At 58.5% G+C, this 15,582-nt stretch carries 14 protein-coding genes, 2 tRNA genes and 1 pseudogene; 12 read left to right on the top strand and 5 right to left on the bottom strand.

Annotated features, from left to right (window positions below):
* Positions 1–3: 3 nt before the first annotated feature.
* The gene (locus tag E5J99_RS09680) at positions 4–1,467 is read right to left on the bottom strand and encodes a DEAD/DEAH box helicase (protein WP_135497525.1); all 1,464 of its coding nucleotides are present in this window, start codon (positions 1,465–1,467) and stop codon (positions 4–6) included.
* A gap of 227 nt (positions 1,468–1,694) precedes the next feature.
* Here E5J99_RS09680 and E5J99_RS09675 point away from each other — a divergent pair, with 227 nt between their 5' ends.
* Complete coding sequence (locus E5J99_RS09675) at positions 1,695–2,207, top strand: NUDIX domain-containing protein (RefSeq protein ID WP_135497524.1); 513 nt, start codon at positions 1,695–1,697, stop codon at positions 2,205–2,207.
* Between the two features lie 126 nt (positions 2,208–2,333).
* Here the strand turns inward: E5J99_RS09675 and E5J99_RS09670 are convergent, their stop codons facing one another.
* Positions 2,334–2,885: a hypothetical protein gene (locus E5J99_RS09670; RefSeq protein ID WP_135497523.1), complete on the bottom strand. Its 552-nt coding sequence runs from the start codon at positions 2,883–2,885 to the stop codon at positions 2,334–2,336.
* Positions 2,886–3,104: 219 nt separating this feature from the next.
* Between E5J99_RS09670 and E5J99_RS09665 the strand changes: the two genes are divergently transcribed.
* The 6 genes from E5J99_RS09665 (at position 3,105) to E5J99_RS09640 (ending at position 9,636) form a co-directional block, all read left to right on the top strand.
* Positions 3,105–3,299 carry a hypothetical protein gene (locus E5J99_RS09665; RefSeq protein WP_135497522.1) on the top strand — a complete coding sequence of 65 codons (195 nt, stop codon included), beginning with the start codon at positions 3,105–3,107 and terminating at the stop codon, positions 3,297–3,299.
* Positions 3,292–4,173, top strand: a complete 882-nt coding sequence (locus E5J99_RS09660; RefSeq protein WP_135497521.1) for a UDP-2,3-diacylglucosamine diphosphatase — start codon at positions 3,292–3,294, stop codon at positions 4,171–4,173. Before E5J99_RS09665 ends, E5J99_RS09660 begins: the two co-directional genes overlap by 8 nt.
* Before the next feature lie 90 nt (positions 4,174–4,263).
* Positions 4,264–5,274: a glycosyltransferase family protein gene (locus tag E5J99_RS09655; protein WP_135497520.1), complete on the top strand. Its 1,011-nt coding sequence runs from the start codon at positions 4,264–4,266 to the stop codon at positions 5,272–5,274.
* Positions 5,275–5,315: 41 nt separating this feature from the next.
* On the top strand, positions 5,316–6,770 hold the full coding sequence (locus tag E5J99_RS09650; RefSeq protein WP_135497519.1) for a GH1 family beta-glucosidase: 1,455 nt from the start codon (positions 5,316–5,318) through the stop codon (positions 6,768–6,770).
* 124 nt (positions 6,771–6,894) lie between these two features.
* Positions 6,895–7,476 (top strand): hypothetical protein, encoded by a 582-nt coding sequence (locus E5J99_RS09645; RefSeq protein ID WP_135497518.1) that lies wholly within the window; start codon positions 6,895–6,897, stop codon positions 7,474–7,476.
* Positions 7,477–7,482: 6 nt separating this feature from the next.
* Positions 7,483–9,636, top strand: a complete 2,154-nt coding sequence (locus E5J99_RS09640; RefSeq protein WP_135497517.1) for a choice-of-anchor I family protein — start codon at positions 7,483–7,485, stop codon at positions 9,634–9,636.
* Between the two features lie 176 nt (positions 9,637–9,812).
* Here the strand turns inward: E5J99_RS09640 and E5J99_RS09635 are convergent.
* Positions 9,813–9,886 (bottom strand) — tRNA-Asp (locus E5J99_RS09635).
* Between the two features lie 553 nt (positions 9,887–10,439).
* Positions 10,440–10,513 (bottom strand) — tRNA-Asp (locus tag E5J99_RS09630).
* 272 nt (positions 10,514–10,785) lie between these two features.
* On the opposite strand from E5J99_RS09630, the gene E5J99_RS09625 reads away from it, so the two are divergent.
* The 5 genes from E5J99_RS09625 (at position 10,786) to E5J99_RS09605 (ending at position 14,716) form a co-directional block, all read left to right on the top strand.
* A complete protein-coding gene (locus tag E5J99_RS09625; protein ID WP_135497516.1) occupies positions 10,786–11,733 on the top strand; it encodes an acetyl-CoA carboxylase carboxyltransferase subunit alpha in 948 nt (315 codons plus the stop codon).
* Between the two features lie 99 nt (positions 11,734–11,832).
* Positions 11,833–12,678: an MBL fold metallo-hydrolase gene (locus tag E5J99_RS09620; RefSeq protein WP_135497515.1), complete on the top strand. Its 846-nt coding sequence runs from the start codon at positions 11,833–11,835 to the stop codon at positions 12,676–12,678.
* Positions 12,679–12,695: 17 nt separating this feature from the next.
* Entirely contained in the window at positions 12,696–13,466 is a 771-nt protein-coding gene (locus E5J99_RS09615) for a patatin-like phospholipase family protein (RefSeq protein ID WP_135497600.1), read from the top strand.
* Between the two features lie 188 nt (positions 13,467–13,654).
* A complete protein-coding gene (locus E5J99_RS09610; RefSeq protein ID WP_317128826.1) occupies positions 13,655–14,119 on the top strand; it encodes a 1-acyl-sn-glycerol-3-phosphate acyltransferase in 465 nt (154 codons plus the stop codon).
* A gap of 87 nt (positions 14,120–14,206) precedes the next feature.
* Complete coding sequence (locus tag E5J99_RS09605) at positions 14,207–14,716, top strand: hypothetical protein (RefSeq protein ID WP_135497513.1); 510 nt, start codon at positions 14,207–14,209, stop codon at positions 14,714–14,716.
* A gap of 762 nt (positions 14,717–15,478) precedes the next feature.
* Here the strand turns inward: E5J99_RS09605 and E5J99_RS09600 are convergent.
* A pseudogene (locus E5J99_RS09600) lies at positions 15,479–15,582 on the bottom strand (IS1595-like element ISPlba4 family transposase); the annotation flags it as partial.

Raw genomic sequence — 15,582 nt, 5'->3', positions numbered from 1 at the left:
AGGTTATTGACCAGTGCCGTCGTTGCGGAAGCGCCGCCGTGGGCTACTATTGCCGCCGCCACTGCTAGCGGGCCGCCCGCCCGCGGGGCGGTTGGAGTTGGCCGACGTAGAGCGGCCGCCACCTGAGGCGGGGCGCGATTCACTACGGCCTGCTGTGCTACCTGCCGAGCGGGCCGGACCGGCACCACCCGTGCGCGGGGCGCGGGCATCACCACTCCGCGAATCACCACTGCGACCATCACGGGCGGGCCGGGGAGCCCGTCCTGCCGGGCCTTTGGGCCGCTGAATGGCCGGACCGCCGGTGAGCGGCACGGGCACTACGAACATACTAAAATATGGGTGGTCGGAAACCACGGGAATCTCCCGCCGAATCAGCTTCTGGATATCCTGCAGATAAGCGCGCTCTTCCTCGTCGCAGAAGGTGAGAGCCTTGCCATCGGCCCCGGCCCGGCCGGTGCGGCCGATGCGGTGCACGTAGGTTTCGGGCTCGTTCGGAACTTCGTAGTTGATAACGTGGGTCAGCTCGTCGACGTCGATGCCCCGGGCAGCGATGTCGGTAGCGACTAATACGCGGGTGTTGCCGGCTTTGAAGTTGGAAAGAGCCCGCTGCCGGTGATTCTGCGACTTGTTGCCATGAATGGCTTCGGCCGGAATATTGGCCTTGGCCAGCGTTTTAACGACCTTATCGGCACCGTGCTTGGTGCGGGTAAAGACGAGAACCCGCTTGATGGCTTTGTCCTGCAGAATATGCTCCAGCAACTCAGGCTTATCATTTTTGGGCACCATATACACCGATTGGGTGATGGTGTCGGCCGTGCTCGAAACGGGCGTGACGGCCACCTTCACCGGGTTCGGCTTCAGAATGGAGTTGGCCAGCTCCTGAATTGTGCCGGGCATGGTGGCTGAGAAAAACAGCGTCTGGCGCGAGGTCGGCAGCTTGGGCAGAATGCGCTTGATGTCGTTGATGAAGCCCATGTCGAGCATGCGGTCTGCTTCATCGAGCACGAATACTTCGATGTGGCGCAGATCCACGAAGCCCTGGTTCATCAGGTCGAGCAGGCGGCCGGGCGTGGCAATGAGTACTTCCACGCCGCGCCGGAGGGCATTGGTCTGGGGCGTTTGGCCGACGCCGCCGAAAATAACGGTATGGCGCAGGGGCAGGTGCCGGCCGTAGGCCGCAAAACTTTCCCCAATCTGGATGGCTAGCTCGCGGGTTGGCGTGAGCACCATGCAGCGAATGCGGGAGTGCGAATGGTTTTCCAGCTTGGCCGTCTGGCTCAGAATCTGGAGAATAGGGACGGTGAAAGCAGCTGTTTTGCCGGTGCCGGTCTGGGCTACGCCGAGTAGGTCGCGGCCGTCGAGCACATGCGGAATGGCTTGCTGCTGAATGGGAGTGGGGGTGGTGTAGCCTTCCTCGTGCAGGGCACGCAGGATAGGCTGAACCAGATTGAGTTCGTCGAACGTCATCAGAAAGAAAATGGGAAGAAAAAAGGCCGCGGCACTACTTGAAACGGCCGGTTGCAGCCCTTTTTAAAAGGCAGGCTGCGTGGTAGGCGTAAAAACTTAGGAAAGAGACAAAAGTAGAAGAAAAAAGGCTCCGGTGGGGCCGAAACCAGTTGGCCGCGTATAAACCAGGAAGTAAAGCAGCCGTTGTACGCGCTATTTTGCGAAAAAGCCACCAACCTCGACGCCTCATGAACATCACCGACCGCAAAATCCTCCACGACGGCCACTACAAACTTAGTCAGCTGCTGGTGCAGCACGGCGGTCAGCAGCTCCGGCGGGAGCGGTTTGAGCCGGGTCAAGCTGTGGCGGCACTGGTATTTGACACCCAGAAGCAGCGTTACGTGTTCGTGCGCCAGTTCCGGATCGGCTCCGAAACCGAGCTGCTGGAAATCCCGGCCGGAATGCTCGACAAAGAGGGCGAGAGTCCGGCCGATGCCATGCGTCGCGAAATCAGGGAGGAACTGGGCTACGAAGTCGACAAGCTTACGGCCATCACCAACTTCTATTCCTCACCCGGTGGCAGCGCCGAGCAGATTTGGCTGTACTATGCGGAGGTAAGCCACCAGAGCAGCCCCGGCGGTGGGGCCATCGACGAAAACGAGAACATCGAAGTCGTGCTGCTGAGCTACGAAGACCTTGTGGAGGAGCCTTGGCAGGATGCCAAAACCTTAGTGGCGGTGCAATGGGCGCAGCTGCACTGAGCCTGGGCAGCCTTCTTACAACAGGTTTGTACAGGTTGTAAAAGCCTGCTGCCAGCCAGCCAGGTGGAGCGTAATGCTACCCTTGGCTGGCTGGTGCTAGCGTTTAGTGCGTCGGCAAAGAGCTCGCTACTGAACGTTGATGATGTACTCGAAATCCTGTTTGAGCTTGGCATCGGTGATAATCAGGGTCAGCGGCTGGGGCATTTCCATTTTCACGAATGGTATCGTCCGCTCGCTCTTGTACTGATCCTGGTTCCAGAAGCGGCCCGAGCCGGCCGTGAGGGTCTGGGCAAATACTTCCTTGCCTTCTTTGGTCTTCGCCGATAAGGATAGGGCCGAAGGATCGGCGTTTTGGGCGCCGCGGCGGTACATCGTTACCTGCAGCTCGCCGGCGGGAGCCAGGTTTTTGAAGCGGCTCTGGTAGGTGCTGTCGGCCCAGCGGTTCATTTCCCGCATGGCGTCGAGCGCCGTCAGCAGCTCGGCATACGGGCGGTAAACCACGCGCGTCATCGACGCATCTTTCTGGGAGTCCTCGTCGGTGTTTTTAGTCACGTTGAATACCAGGGCGCATTCTTCGTCCTTCTTGGGCCGCATGTAGCGCTTGCGCTCCGGCGTGACCATTTGGGCCGAAGCGGCCAGGGAAGTAAAAAGAGAAAGGAGGAGGAAAATATGTTTCATCAAGCAACTAAAAAGTGTCGTGTCGTGGGCGGGCCACCGTTCAGCAAAGATAGGGAAGTGGCGGGGAGCGGTGGCGGGGCCTTCGCTCAAACCCCGTGCCGGAACGGTGCAGGCCCGGAATAAGGGGGCCAATTGAAACATGACGCAGCCGTAACGCACGGGTAATGCCTGCGTCACAGCCGGAGGCGACCTTTGTGCCGGGTCAAACGTCCTGATTCTATGCACGCTCCCCTTGCTGTCGCGGCTGGGCGCCGTTTGGTGCGCTGGCTGGCTTACACGTTGTTTCAGCTGGCGCTGGTGCTGGCCTTCCTGCTGCATTCCCTTACGGGGCTGTGGTCGCCTTTCCGCCGCAAAATCAGGGAGGCAGAGCCCCCGGCCGCCGCGCACCGCCTAAGCCTGCCGCGCAGTGCCTAAGCCCAAGCTCCCCCGGCGGCGCACGGTAGAGGTTGTCGTCATCTCCGACGTGCACCTGGGCACCTACGGGTGCCACGCGGCCGAGCTGCTGCGCTACCTGAAAAGCATTAAACCCAAGACTGTAGTGCTCAACGGCGACATCGTCGATATCTGGCAATTCAGTAAAAACTACTGGCCTGCAGCCCACATGCGCGTCGTGCGCCACCTGGCGGGGTTGGCCGCCAAGGGCACCCGCATTCATTACCTGACCGGCAACCACGACGAGCTGCTGCGCAAATTTGCCGGTACCCGCCTGGGCAGCCTGCGCATCGATAATAAGCTGGTACTGGAGCTGGCTGACGGCAAGGCCTGGTTTTTCCACGGCGACGTATTCGATGTGACCATGCAGCACTCGCGCTGGCTGGCCAAGCTCGGGGCGCAGGGCTACGACCTTCTCATTTTGCTGAACCGGGTCGTGAATTTCCTGCTTCATAAGCTCAACCGACCCCGGGTGGCCTTGTCCAAAGCGGTGAAGGACCGGGTGAAAGGAGCCGTGAATCTGGTCAGTGACTTCGAGCAGACTGCCGCCGGTATTGCCGTGGAGGCGGGCTACCGCTACGTGGCCTGCGGACATATTCACCAGCCGGAGATAAAAACCGTGACTACGCCGCACGGCGAAGTGCTCTATCTGAACTCCGGCGACTGGGTCGAAAACCTGACGGCGCTGGAATATTCGGCCGCTACGGGCTGGCAACTCTACCGCTATGCCCAGGACGTGGCCATGCAGCAGCCCGCGCCCGAAGCCGATGCCGCCGACCAAGCCGCCGACGCGCCCGTGGCAGCGCTGCTGAGCGAGCTGCTGGCGGAGTTTCAGCTCCACAAGAAAGACGAATGAAATCCAACCTCTGACCCGGCCCGGCGTTGATGGTAGTCTGAAGTCAAGCCACCGCTCAATAGTCCTGAATCTTAGTTTCTACTACCATAAATGCCCCGCATTCTTTACGCCATTCAGGGTACCGGCAATGGCCACCTGAGCCGCGCCCTCGACATCATACCCTTATTGCAGCAGCGCGCCAGCCGCCTGGATGTGCTCATCAGTGGCCCGCCCGCCGACCTCACGCTACCCTTCGCGGTGCGGTACCGTTGCCACGGCCTGGGGTTTATTTTCGGTAAAAAAGGCGGCGTCAACTTCGTCAAAACCTTCTGGCAGCTTAACTCAGCCGCTTTTATGCGCGAAGTCCGGCAGCTGCCGGTCGAAGCCTACGATTTGGTTATCAGTGACTTTGAGCCCGTATCGGCCTGGGCTTGTCAGCTGCGCAAAGTGCCCTGCGTGGCCCTGAGCCACCAGAGTGCCGTGCTGAGCGAGCAGGCCCCGCGCCCCGCCCGGGAAGACCTGATCGGGCGGGCCGTGCTGCGACATTACGCGCCCACCACGGCCCAGTACGGCTTCCATTTCGACCGCTACGAGCCCGGCATTCACACGCCCGTTATTCGGCGGCAGGTGCGGGAGCTGGCTTCCCGCAATGAGGGCCATTATACCGTCTATCTGCCGGCTTTCGATGAGGAAACGCTGGTGAAGCGGCTGCGCTACCTGAGTGCGGCTACGCGCTGGGAAGTGTTTTCCAAGCACAGCGTTCAGGAATCGGAACACGGCAACGTGCTGGTCCGGCCCGTGAGTGGGGCCGCCTTTACCGATAGCCTGGCCCGGAGTGCTGGCGTGCTGTGCGGAGCCGGGTTCGAAACCCCGGCCGAAGCATTATATCTGGGTAAAAAGCTGCTGGTGATACCCATGAAAAACCAGTACGAGCAAACCTGTAACGCGGCGGCTCTGGCTCAGCTTGGGGTACCAGTGGTAAAAAGCCTCAAGGATAAGCACCTCGACGCGCTGGATGACTGGCTGCGGAAGGGCAGGGCCGTGCCCGTACAGTACCCCGATGAAACGGCCGCCGTAGTAGATAAGCTGCTGCTCGAACAGTTGCCGCGCCTCGTTCGCTAGCGGCTGCGCGGCGGTTACCCTTCCTAATACCTTTTCTCCGCATGCCCGATTCGCCCACTGCTCTGCCCGCTGCTTTTTTTCCGTCTACTACTCCCACTCCGTTTTCTCGGGCCGATTTCGGCCCCGGTTTTCGGTGGGGAGTGTCGGCGGCGGCCTACCAAACGGAAGGCGCCTGGAACCTGGATGGCAAGGGGCCTAGTATCTGGGACGAGTTCGTGCGCCGGCCTGGCAAAATCCGGCGGCGCGAAACCGCTGACGTAGCCTGCGACTTTTACCACCGCTGGCCCCAGGATCTGGATTTGCTGCACCATTTGGGTATACCGGATTTCCGCTTTTCAGTAGCCTGGTCGCGGGTGCAGCCGCTGGGGACAGGCGCCATAAATTCCGCCGGCCTCGATTTTTATGACCGGCTCGTGGATGGCTGCCTGACGCGGGGTATCACGCCCTGGGTTACGCTCTACCACTGGGATTTGCCGGCCGCCCTGCAGCGCCGGGGCGGCTGGGCCAACCGCGACGTGGTGGGCTGGTTCTGCGACTACGCGCAGCGCGTGGCCGCCCGCCTCGGCGACCGGGTAGCGCACTGGATGGTGCTCAACGAACCCATGGTGTTCGTGGGGGCCGGACAGCTGCTGGGCCTGCACGCGCCGGGCTGCCGCAGCCTGGGCGGATTCCTGGCCGCAGTGCATCATGCTGCCCTGGCGCAGGCTGAAGGCGGGCGGGCATTGCGGGCAGCACTGCCGGCCCCGGCTCAGATTGGGACCACCTTTTCGTGCTCCTATCTAACGCCCTGGCGGCCCGACCGCCTGCGCGACATCCGGGCCACGCGCCGCGCCGATGCCCTGCTGAACCGCCTGTTTGTGGAACCGGCTCTGGGCCTGGGCTATCCCGCCGCCGACCTGCCCGTGCTCAACTGGCTGGACCGCTACATGCTGGCCGGCGACGAGGCCCGGCTTCCCTTCGCGTTTGACTTTCTGGGTGTGCAAAACTATACCCGCGAGGTGGTGCGCTATTCGCCCTACGTGCCCCTGGCCTGGGCTACGCTGGTAGGGGCTAAGCGCCGAGGGATGGAGTATACCCAAATGGGATGGGATGTGTATCCGGAGAGTTTATACCATATGTTAAAACAATTTGCGGCTTACTCCAATGCTCCCCGGCTGCTGGTAACGGAAAACGGCGCAGCCTTTCCGGACGCAGGCCCGGTGCAGGGGCGCATTGCTGACCCGCGCCGACAAGCGTTTCTGCAGGCTTGCGTGGGACAGGTACTGCGGGCCAAGCGGGAGGGAATACCGGTTGATGGCTACTTCGCGTGGTCGTTCACCGATAACTTCGAGTGGGCTGAGGGCTACGAGCCCCGCTTCGGTCTGGTCGGGGTGGACTTTGCTACTCAGACGCGCACGGTGAAAGACTCCGGCTTGTGGTACCAGGAATTTCTGGGTGGCGAGCAGAGCCAACCAGATCTATACTACCACCAGACTATGGGCAAAATCAACTTTTGATAGGGTGTATGTTCATTTGGGTAAAAATTCCCTCTCGATTGGAGTGATGATTCGGTAACTAATTCATAAATATGTCATAACAGACCACCGGTAGCTTGGGTACACACACTAACTACCTGTCTGGATGCATCAACAACTATACGCGTTAACGGCCGGCACTCTGGCCTTACTGAGCCTGACGGTGGGAGCCGCTCAGAGCCAGAACCTGCGGCAGGGCTTCGAAAGTACCAGCGCCGAAACCTGGGCTTTTACGCCGACGCCGGCCACCTACAGCTTCCCCGCTCTCTTCGACATCTGGGCGGCCGTGCCCAGTGTGGGTGCCACTAGCGGCACGACCAGCACGCAGGCCACTCCGGCCGCTGGTGCTGCGTTATGGGGAATGCAGGACTTGCAAAACTCCGTCACGAACGATGCGGCCGTCTGGCATTTCCTTGATTTTGCCCCCATAGCGCTGCAAAGCGGCAGCACGGCGGCCAATACGGTTAGCTTAAAATATTTCTCCAATGCCTTCGACGGTCCCGATTCTCTGGCGTACGTAGTTCAGTACGACAACGGCACCGACTGGCCCGCCACCAAAACCTACGTCCAGCTCGGGAAAGACACCAGGGCCTACCAGACGGTAACCGTTGCAATTCCGGCCGGCAGCACCCATGTGCGGCTGCGGCTGGCCGCCAAGCAAAACGGCAACGACGACTGGGCCGCCTAGGATGAGGTGGAACTAAGCCGCTCCGCTACGCCCATTGTGCCAACCATCCGCCTGAGTGCCAGCACCGCTGTAGTCAACGAAAACGCGGGTACCGCCACGATTCCGGTGAGCATCCAGAACTCGGGCCCGGCGGCCAGCACCGTGGACGTAGCCCTGGTAGCAGGTCTGGGGACGGCCACGGCGGGCTCCGACTTTACCTTCAGCAGTCCACAGACCCTCACCTTCCCGGCTGGCTCTACTACCGATCAGAACCTGGTCCTTACCCTCACCGATGATGCCTTGCCGGAAGGCGCGGAATATTTCACGCTGCGTCTGCAAAATCCTACCAATGGCACGTTGGCGGCGGGAGCCACCGAGTATCTGGTCTACCTCAAGGATAACGATGTGGCCGTGCCAGTGCAGTCGCGCTCCATCACGCTGAGCCGGCTGGGTAGCTACCAGAACGGGGCGGCGGGGACCAACTCAGCGGAGATAACCGCTCATGACCCCACTACGCAGCGGCTTTACGTGGCCAACTCGATAGGAGGAAAGCTCGACATTCTGAGCTTGACGGGCAACGGGACGCTTACGCCGGTAGCATCCATCAATATTCTGCCCTATGGCAATATCAACTCGGTGGCGGTGCGCAATGGCATAGTGGCCTGCGCAATTGAAAATACGGCTCCGCAGCAGAATGGCAGCGTGGTGTTCTTCGACCAGAATGGCGCTTTCCTGAAGCAGGTAACCGTGGGGGCGCTGCCCGATATGATTACGTTTTCTCCCGATGGCCGCCTGCTTATCGCGGCCAACGAGGGCGAGCCGACGACGGATTATGCCCTCGACCCCGAAGGCACGGTATCGATAATTGACTTTGCGGGCGGCGTGGCGGGCCTCACGCAGGCCAGCGTCACTACCGTGGGCTTCACTGTCTACAACGGCCTGGCCCCGCAGCTGCGGGCCGATGGCATCCGGATTTATGGCGGTACCGCCACCACGCCCAGCACCGTAGCCCAAGATCTGGAGCCCGAATACGTAGCCGTTGCCGCTGACTCCCGCACGGCCTACATTACGCTTCAGGAAAACAATGCCATTGCCACACTCGACCTGACGACCAAGCAATTCACCAGCCTGCGCTCCGTTGGGTTCCAGGACCACCGCCAGCCGGGCACCGCCCTCGACGCCTCCGACCAAACGCCGGATGTGCTGCTGGCCAACTGGCCCATTCGGGGCCTGCGCCTGCCCGACGCACCGGCGACCTTCGACGTAGGTGGGCAGCGCTACCTGCTGACGGCCAACGAAGGCGACGCCCGCGAGTATAGCGCCCTGACGGAGGCCGTGCGCCTCGGCGACGCGGCCTACCCGCTGGATGCCACGGCTTTTCCCCAGGCTGCCCTGCTTAAAAACAGGCAGGTGTTAGGCCGGCTGAACGTGACTAACAAGCTCGGTGACACCGATGGCGACGGCGACTTCGACCAGATCTATGCCTTCGGTGGCCGCTCGTTTAGCATTCTCAATGCCACCACCGGAGCCCTCGTGCACGACAGCGGTGATTTATTAGAGCGCGTAACGAGCACCGATGCCACGTTTGGAGCCATCTTCAACGCCAGCAACACTACTGGCAACCCCGCCCGGAAGAACCGCTCCGACGACAAGGGTCCCGAGCCCGAGGGCATTACGACGGGCATCATTCGTGACACCGTCTACGCCTTCGTGGCGCTGGAGCGCATCGGTGGCCTGGCCGTTTTTGATGTGAATAACCCCGCCCAGCCGCGCCTGGTGCAATACGTAAACAACCGCAGCATCACCAGCGGCACCGGCGACCAAGGTCCCGAAGGCATCGTATTCGTGTCGGCGGTCAACAGCCCGACCCGGCAGCCCCTCATTATTCTGGCCAACGAAGTAAGCAGCACGGTGGCCGTATACGGCATCCAGGTGCGGGGTACGGTCACGGCTACTGCCGCGCCACAAACGGCGGCGGTTCCCTTGTATGCGTATCCTAACCCTACCTCGGGAGGGCGGGTACACCTGAGTCGGCCTATATCGGGCACCGTGGCGGATGTGGTGGTCCGTCCGGTGCGGGAGCTACGCCAAACGGCCCAGATCGAAACAGCGGGCCTCGCGCCAGGGCTGTACGTGGTGCGCGCCCAGGATGGAGCCACCACGAAGCTGATAATACGCTAAAAACGGCTATTGCACCCGCTTACGAACAGCGCCCCGGCTTACCAAAGTTGGGGCGCTGCTGCGTAAGGCTTACGCAGAATAAGGTGCCTCCCGCTACATAGGGCCTCGAAATGGCCAGCGTGGGGGCGGGGCAGAAAAAAGCAAAGGCCCCCCAGATGACTCTGAGGGGCCTTATGCGGTCCGGACGGGACTCGAACCCGCGACCTCCGCCGTGACAGGGCGGCATTCTAACCAACTGAACTACCGAACCAACAACTCAAGAAAACCGGGCGTTTTCCGTTGAAGTGGTGCAAAGGTAAGAGTACGTTTGGGATTTGCAATCATAAAAACCGCTTTAAAGAATAAAAAATGACGTTTTCTCAAAGTGAGATGGTCGCGCAGGCCGCATTCAGTTGATAATCAAAGCCTAGACGCTACTATCCCAAAGCATACTTATTCAGACGGCAGCTCGTTGGCCCGCAGACAAGTTGCGCTAGGTCTGCTGCGTTTTCTAGTGGGCGAACCCCAGTTTATGCGTATAAACGGCAACCGCCTGCCGATAGTGGGAGCGTGGTGTTAACCCTTGCTTTTGTGCTGGGTTGCCCTGTGCCACTGCCAAGTCGCCAACCGTATCGTGACTGGCTGATAAAAAATATCGGCAGTGTCGGCAGTTTGCCGGAGCGGCGTCTTGGCTTCGACGAGCTAACCTTGCTGCAGATGCAACGTGGCATAGTTAGTTTTAATTGCCCGGAGCTTCTTCTATGGATGGTACGACTAGCCTGGAAAAAGCAAAGGCCCCCCAGATGACTCTGAGGGGCCTTATGCGGTCCGGACGGGACTCGAACCCGCGACCTCCGCCGTGACAGGGCGGCATTCTAACCAACTGAACTACCGAACCAACAACTCAAGAAAACCGGGCGTTTTCCGTTGAAGTGGTGCAAAGGTAGAAGGACGCGCCAGATTGCACAACACTGACCCTGCTTTTTAGTGAAATAAACGCCCTGTTACGAGCTTTCTGGCTGTTTTTCAGAGACATTGTTTTTTCAAAAAATCATTCCGGACCGGTGGCGGCACGGATGGAGGTGTTTCGATTACCTTTGCTTTCGCTGGGACTTCTTCCTCGTCCTGCCGTATTCCCATTTCTGTCACTCTGACGCATTCACCCCGGCAATGCTCCTCGATTTCGAACAACCGATTGCTGCCCTCGAAGGCAAACTCCGCGAAATGCAACAACTGGCTCTCGACAGCCAAGTCGATGTATCGGAGGCCGTAACCGCCTTGGAGGCCAAAATTAAAGCGCTCAAAAAGGAAACCTACACCAACCTGACGCGCTGGCAGCGCGTGCAGCTCTCGCGCCACCCCGACCGGCCCTATACCTTCGACTATATTGAGGGCATGGCCACCAAGTTTGTGGAGCTGCACGGCGACCGGACCGTGGGCGACGATAAGGCCATGGTGGGCGGCTTTGCCGACCTGGCCGGCCGCTCGGTCATGTTTATTGGGCAGCAAAAGGGCCGCAACACCAAGGAGCGCCAATACCGCAACTTCGGCATGGCTAACCCGGAAGGCTACCGCAAGGCCCTGCGCCTGATGAAGCTGGCCGAGAAGTTCAATAAGCCCATCGTGACGCTCATCGATACGATGGGCGCTTTTCCGGGTCAGGAAGCCGAGGAGCGGGGGCAGGGCGAAGCCATTGCCCGCAACCTGAAGGAGATGTTCATGCTGAAGGTGCCCGTTATCTGCGTCGTCATCGGCGAAGGCGCTTCCGGCGGGGCTCTAGGCATTGGGATTGGCGACCGGGTGCTGATGTTGGAAAACACCTGGTACTCGGTGATTTCGCCCGAATCGTGCTCCAGTATTCTGTGGCGCTCCTGGGACTACAAGGAGCAGGCTGCCGAAGCACTGAAGCTCACCGCCACCGATATGCTCACGGCCAAGCTCGTAGATGGCATTGTGAAAGAGCCGCTGGGCGGAGCCCATACTGCTCCGGCCAAGATGATTGAGATGCTCAAGAAGACGTTGATTAAGACGCTCGATGAGCTGGAGGCGGTATCCGCCGAGGAGCGCATCAGCCAGCGGATCGACAAGTTCTCGGCCATGGGCGTGGTGGTAGAATAAGCCTTGCCTGGTAGCAAGCGGTACATGAGTGGAGGGGGAGAAGCGTTGCTACTGGTTGTCGACGTTCAGTATTAGCCCTTACAGCTTAAAATTCCGAAAATGACCCTTCACACGATTGATACCGGCCTGTTTAAACTTGATGGCGGCGCTATGTTTGGCGTGGTGCCTAAGTCGATGTGGCAGCGACTGAACCCGTCCGATGCCAACAACATGTGTACCTGGGCCATGCGCTGCCTACTTGTAGAAGACGGCAAGCGGCTGATGCTTATCGATAACGGTATCGGGGAAAAGCAGGACGAGAAGTTTCGGGGCCATTTCTACCTGCACGGCAACGACAGCCTGGAGCAGTCGTTGCGCCGGCTGGGTTTTACCTCGGCCGATATCACCGACGTATTTCTGACGCATCTGCACTTCGACCATTGCGGCGGCTCCGTAGTACGCACCGCCGCCGATAAGCTAGCGTTGGCTTTCCCGAATGCTACGTACTGGAGCAATGAGGCACACTGGGAGTGGGCCGTGCAGCCCAATGCCCGCGAAAAGGCCAGCTTTCTGAAAGAAAATATTCTGCCCATTCAGGAAAGCGGCCACTTGCGGTTTGTCACTGCAGCCGAAGCGGCCACGGTCCTGCCGCAGTTTCGCGAAATCATCTTCGCCGACGGTCATACCGAGAAAATGATGGTGCCCGTGCTGCAATACAAAGGCCGCAAGCTGGCATTTATGGCTGATTTGCTGCCCTCAGTGGGCCACATTCCGCTGCCTTATGTGATGGGGTACGACATGCGCCCACTGGTGACGATGGCTGAGAAAGAAGCCGTGCTGCGCCGGGCCGCCGACGAAAACTGGGTGCTGTTCCTCGAACACGACCCCACCGTGCCCTGCTGCACGGTGCAGCACACCGAAAAAGGCGTACGCGCGGCCGACACCTTCCGCCTCGAAGACCTCTAACTTATAGTGTGGCAGCAGTGCGGAAGCTCGGACTAGCCCTGTCAGGTGGCGCGGCGCGCGGTATTGCTCACTTGGGCGTGCTGCAGGCCCTGGATGAGCTGTGCTTGCCCATCGGGCACATTGCGGGCGTGAGTTCGGGGGCCATAGCGGGTACTTTTTACGCGGCTGGTTTCCCGCCCCGCGAGATTTTTCAGCTGGTAACCGATATCCGTTTCGTGCGGCTATTGCGGCCGGCTTTCCGGCTCGGGCTGGTCCGGCTCGATCTACTGGAGAAGCTCTACGAGCACTACTTGGGGCCGGACCGCACCTTTGCCGAACTCACCACGCCCCTCACGCTGGTAGCCACCGACCTAGCGGCGGGCCAACCTATCTATTTTCAGGAAGGCCCACTGGTAAAACCTTTGTTGGGAGCATCGGCGGTGCCGGTGGTATGCCGGCCCGTGGAGTGGCAGGGACAGCTGCTAGTGGATGGCGGCGTAATGAACAATCTACCCGTCGAGCCGTTGCTGAACCAGCCCGGCCTGGTACCGGTAGGCGTGCATTGCAATCCGCTGAGTACCGAAACGCCGCTGACCACGCTGCGTGCCATAGGGGAGCGGACGGCGTATCTGGCTATTTCCATGAACGTGCGACCTCGGCTGGCACAGTGCCGCTTGGTGCTGGAACCACCGGAATTGCACCACTATCGGGTTACCGATTTGCGCCACGCCCGCGAAATATTCGATATCGGCTATAAGTACACTCTGCTTCAGGCTGAGACCTTAAACAGGCTTCTGCAGGAGGGGTAAACGGCGAAGCAGGATTGAAAATTCTTTAGTTTTACCCTCTGACTACTATCATTTCGGCAGTAGTCGCTTACATTTTCATGGAAAAAGCACGAAAGACCTCTCCGTTCTGGTATCAGTTTTCTCGTTTCTGGTTTTGGATAACAGGCTGGCGGCTAGGGCCGGTAGTGCCGCCCGGGATTCCGAAAAGCATGATGATTGCGGCCCCACATACCAGCAACTGGGACTTCATGTTTTCGCGGGCTGCTTTTTACCTGATGGATGTGGACGTGCGCTTTACAGTGAAAAAATCGTGGGTGGATATTCCGGTGTTGGGTAAATTAATGCTTTCTCTGGGTGCGCTGCCCGTTGATCGGCAGAAAAATAATAGCCTCGTGGATGGCATGGTAAATCTGTTCAATGAACGGAAAGAGCTGGTTATCCTGATTACTCCGGAAGGGACGCGCAGCTACCAGCCCCGCTGGAAAAAGGGTTTCTACTTTGCCGCTATGGGGGCTAACGTACCGATTCTGCTGGGCTACTTAGACTACAAAAACAAAGAAGCGGGTGTGGGCCCGGCCTTCTGGCCTACCGGCAACTACGAGAAGGACCTGGAAGAAATCAAGGCCTTTTACCGCACCAAGCAAGGACGTTTCCCGGAAAAGGGCGTGCGGTAGCCGGCGGCGCAACACCAGTGTAAAAGACAGAAGAGGTACGTCCGGAAAAGGCGTACCTTTTCTGCGTAAGACTGTAGCTGTTACACCGTGGAAAAACTACAAACTCTGGGGCTGATTCTGCTGGGGCTCGCCTTTTTTGTGTGGCGCATGATCGGGAAGATGCGCGAAACGACCCAGCAGGAGCTGCAGGAGCGGCCCGTCACGCAGGTTCCGCTGCCCAGCACCTCCTTCGATGATCTGCTGAAGCAGATGCAGCGGCAGAACAACCGGGGCAACGGCCCTGCCGCGCCCACGACTACGCCCGGTGGCCGGCAGCTGCCCCACGAAGAAGCCCGGGCTGCCCGGAGCCTGGAGCAGCCGGCCGCGCGCGCCGTGTCGCAGGAGCGGCGCGTAACGAACGTGTCGCTGGAAAGGACGGCTCCGGTAGCGCGACGCGGTACGGGTATGCAGCACGATAAGAAAAGCAGCCCGCCGAAGCCGCCCACACCCGCCGCTGACTCTTCCCGCCGTTCTTCCCTGAATGCCCGGCTCCGCAGCCCGGCGGAGCTGCGAGACGCGTTTGTATTGAGCGAGATCCTAAAGCGGAAGTTTGAGTAGAAGTGGCTGGGAGGAAGTCAGCCTGCAAAAAAACCGTGCGAAGGCGGCGGAACACAAGACAAGCCATGAGGCGCTGCCGAATGAACAGAACCGGTCTATTTATAGATGGATAGGTTTGTTACAACGCTAACTCTTGGTGTTTTTTCAAAAATTATCGAATCATTATTCTAGTAGGTATATTTTCCTTAACTGTATTTTTTTAGATCCTATCAGCTAAATAATTGCTTAAAAATTTGGGAATAATATGGTAAAAAAATAAATTAACTTATAATCAATCGAAATATTAAGGACGTGTTTGGGAATTAGCGAAAACCCCATCAGCGTCATGCTGAGCTTGCCGAAGCATCTCTCCCGCTTCGTCGAAAAGCCGCTGACGAAGCGGGAGAGATGCTTCGGCAAGCTCAGTACGACAATTCCCAAACACGCTCTAAGTATTGAAAATAAAATACTACTTCATTTGTGATCTAAGAAATTTATTTAATAAGATTTAGTTTGACTGATTTTTTGTATTTGTTTCCACTTTCTGTTGTGCCCAAACCGTATGAATCAAGCCTGGTTTTTGTCATGCCATTTTTAATTGAAAAATCACAAAGAGTTGGCGTCCATGTGTAAGCAGTATAGTCGAGTGCATTTATAGAAAATATATATATATATATATATATTATCATTGTAATATTCTGAGTAAGTAGATCCAATATTACTTATAATAAATTTTTGGTAGCCATTAATAATTGAATAAGGGGCTTAGGAAGCACATCGAGCTTAGAGGGGCCGTTGGCGAAGTTCTTTGAGTAAGACTTTATACACGTTTTCGTAGCGGTGGTTGAAGCGAAATTCACATTCTTTCAGATGCAAGATAAATGTGT

Source organism: Hymenobacter elongatus, from assembly GCF_004745955.1.
Classification (GTDB): domain Bacteria; phylum Bacteroidota; class Bacteroidia; order Cytophagales; family Hymenobacteraceae; genus Hymenobacter; species Hymenobacter elongatus.
The sequence above is the reverse complement of the archived record's forward strand: the minus strand, read 5'-3'. Positions and strand labels throughout refer to the sequence as shown.

Bases quoted from the DNA above. Each gene is read 5' to 3' on its own strand.
- E5J99_RS09680 (WP_135497525.1), bottom strand. From the start codon at position 1,467: ATGACGTTCGACGAACTCAATCTGGTTCAGCCTATCCTGCGTGCCCTG.
- E5J99_RS09675 (WP_135497524.1), top strand. From the start codon at position 1,695: ATGAACATCACCGACCGCAAAATCCTCCACGACGGCCACTACAAACTT.
- E5J99_RS09670 (WP_135497523.1), bottom strand. From the start codon at position 2,885: ATGAAACATATTTTCCTCCTCCTTTCTCTTTTTACTTCCCTGGCCGCT.
- E5J99_RS09665 (WP_135497522.1), top strand. From the start codon at position 3,105: ATGCACGCTCCCCTTGCTGTCGCGGCTGGGCGCCGTTTGGTGCGCTGG.
- E5J99_RS09655 (WP_135497520.1), top strand. From the start codon at position 4,264: ATGCCCCGCATTCTTTACGCCATTCAGGGTACCGGCAATGGCCACCTG.
- E5J99_RS09650 (WP_135497519.1), top strand. From the start codon at position 5,316: ATGCCCGATTCGCCCACTGCTCTGCCCGCTGCTTTTTTTCCGTCTACT.
- E5J99_RS09645 (WP_135497518.1), top strand. From the start codon at position 6,895: ATGCATCAACAACTATACGCGTTAACGGCCGGCACTCTGGCCTTACTG.
- E5J99_RS09625 (WP_135497516.1), top strand. From the start codon at position 10,786: ATGCTCCTCGATTTCGAACAACCGATTGCTGCCCTCGAAGGCAAACTC.
- E5J99_RS09620 (WP_135497515.1), top strand. From the start codon at position 11,833: ATGACCCTTCACACGATTGATACCGGCCTGTTTAAACTTGATGGCGGC.
- E5J99_RS09610 (WP_317128826.1), top strand. From the start codon at position 13,655: ATGATGATTGCGGCCCCACATACCAGCAACTGGGACTTCATGTTTTCG.